The organism is Alteribacillus sp. JSM 102045 (genome assembly GCF_041949975.1).
Lineage (GTDB): Bacteria > Bacillota > Bacilli > Bacillales > Marinococcaceae > Alteribacillus.
The window spans coordinates 2,102-4,928 of the sequence record NZ_JBHFQG010000069.1 but is presented as its reverse complement, the minus strand read 5'-3'; the positions used below and the strand labels follow the sequence as shown (position 1 = coordinate 4,928).

At 55.3% G+C, this 2,827-nt stretch carries 1 rRNA gene; it reads right to left on the bottom strand.

What is annotated here, in order from left to right:
- Positions 1 to 38: 38 nt before the first annotated feature.
- Positions 39 to 2,827: ribosomal RNA gene (locus ACE1TI_RS21380) — 23S ribosomal RNA — on the bottom strand.

Below are 2,827 nucleotides of genomic sequence, written 5' to 3'. Positions count from 1 at the left end.
ATAACGAATGTTCGAGCCACCGAGGCGCTTTCCTTTGTGTTGGATAAGCCCTCGACCGATTAGTATCTGTCAGCTTCACGTGTCGCCACGCTTCCACCTCAGACCTATCAACCTTGTCATCTGCAAGGGGTCTTACTAGCTTGGCGCTATGGGAAATCTCATCTTGAGGGGGGCTTCATGCTTAGATGCTTTCAGCACTTATCCCGTCCACACGTAGCTACCCAGCCATGCTCCTGGCGGAACAACTGGTACACCAGCGGTGTGTCCATCCCGGTCCTCTCGTACTAAGGACAGCTCCTCTCAAATTTCCTGCGCCCGCGACGGATAGGGACCGAACTGTCTCACGACGTTCTGAACCCAGCTCGCGTGCCGCTTTAATGGGCGAACAGCCCAACCCTTGGGACCTACTTCAGCCCCAGGATGCGACGAGCCGACATCGAGGTGCCAAACCTCCCCGTCGATGTGGACTCTTGGGGGAGATAAGCCTGTTATCCCCAGGGTAGCTTTTATCCGTTGAGCGACGGCCCTTCCATACGGTACCGCCGGATCACTAAGCCCGACTTTCGTCCCTGCTCGACTTGTAGGTCTCGCAGTCAAGCTCCCTTTTGCCTTTGCACTCTGCGAATGATTTCCAACCATTCTGAGGGAACCTTTGGGCGCCTCCGTTACTGTTTGGGAGGCGACCGCCCCAGTCAAACTGCCTGCCTGACACTGTCCCTGGACCGGGTTACGGCCCGAGGTTAGAATTTCCGTACAGCGAGGGTAGTATCCCACCGACGCCTCCACCGAACCTAGCGGTCCGGTTTCCAAGGCTCCTACCTATCCTGTACAAGCTGTACCAAAATCCAATATCAAGCTGCAGTAAAGCTCCATGGGGTCTTTCCGTCCTGTCGCGGGTAACCTGCATCTTCACAGGTATTATAATTTCACCGGGTCTCTCGTTGAGACAGTGCCCAAGTCGTTGCACCTTTCGTGCGGGTCGGAACTTACCCGACAAGGAATTTCGCTACCTTAGGACCGTTATAGTTACGGCCGCCGTTTACTGGGGCTTCAATTCGGAGCTTCTCCCGTAAGGGATAACCCCTCCTCTTAACCTTCCAGCACCGGGCAGGTGTCAGCCCCTATACTTCGCCTTGCGGCTTCGCAGAGACCTGTGTTTTTGATAAACAGTCGCTTGGGCCTATTCACTGCGGCTCTCCGGGGCTGTTCACCCCAGAGAGCACCCCTTCTCCCGAAGTTACGGGGTCATTTTGCCGAGTTCCTTAACGAGAGTTCTCCCGAGCGTCTTAGAATTCTCATCCCACCTACCTGTGTCGGTTTGCGGTACGGGCACCTCTTCCCTCGCTAGAGGCTTTTCTTGGCAGTGTAGGATCGGGAACTTCGGTACTATTATTTCCCTCGCCATCACCGCTCAGCCTTTCGATGGACGGATTTTCCTGTCCATCAGCCTTACGGTTTGGACGCGCTATTCCAACAGCGCGCTTGCCCTACCTTCCTGCGTCCCCCCGTCACTCAAACGGGAAGGAGGTGGTACAGGAATTTCCACCTGTTTTCCATCGCCTACGCCTTTCGGCCTCGGCTTAGGGCCCGACTAACCCTGAGCGGACGAACCTTCCTCAGGAAACCTTGGGTTTTCGACGGAAGGGATTCTCACCCTTCTTTTCGTTACTCATACCGGCATTCTCACTTCAAAGCGCTCCACCGGTCCTCACGATCCGGCTTCGCCGCCCTTTGAACGCTCCCCTACCACGCACACCTCTTGGTGTGCATCCACAGCTTCGGTGATACGTTTAGCCCCGGTACATTTTCGGCGCAGAGTCACTCGACTAGTGAGCTATTACGCACTCTTTCAATGATGGCTGCTTCTAAGCCAACATCCTAGTTGTCTAAGCAACTCCACATCCTTTTCCACTTAACGTATACTTAGGGACCTTAGCTGGTGGTCTGGGCTGTTTCCCTCTCGACTACGGATCTTAGCACTCGCAGTCTGACTCCCGGATAACAAGTCGCTGGCATTCGGAGTTTGACTGAATTCGGTAATCCTGTAGGGACCCCTAGTCCAATCAGTGCTCTACCTCCAGGACTCTTTCATCCGAGGCTAGCCCTAAAGCTATTTCGGGGAGAACCAGCTATCTCCGAGTTCGATTGGCATTTCACCACTACCCACACCTCATCCCCGCAATTTTCAACTTGCGTGGGTTCGGGCCTCCAGCAGGTGTTACCCTGCCTTCACCCTGGACATGGGTAGATCACACGGTTTCGGGTCTGCGACCGCATACTGTGCGCCCTATTCAGACTCGCTTTCGCTTCGGCTCCGCGTTTGCCGCTTAACCTTGCATACGATCGCAACTCGCCGGTCCATTCTACAAAAGGTACGCCGTCACCCATAAACGGGCTTCGACTACTTGTAGGCACACGGTTTCAGGATCTCTTTCACTCCCCTCCCGGGGTGCTTTTCACCTTTCCCTCACGGTACTGGTTCACTATCGGTCACTAGGGAGTATTTAGCCTTGGGAGATGGTCCTCCCGGATTCCGGCGGGGTTTCCCGTGCCCCGCCGTACTCAGGATCCACTCCGGAGGAAACAGCGTTTCGACTACCGGGCTCTTACCGTGTCTCGCGGGCCGTTCCAGGCCGCTTCGCCTACGCTGTTTCTTGGTAACTCCGATGGAGTGTCCTACAACCCCAGGGTGCAAGCACCCTGGTTTGGGCTGGTTCCGTTTCGCTCGCCGCTACTCAGGAAATCGCATTTGCTTTCTCTTCCTCCGGGTACTAAGATGTTTCAGTTCCCCGGGTCTGCCTTCTCACACCCTATGGATTCAGGTGAG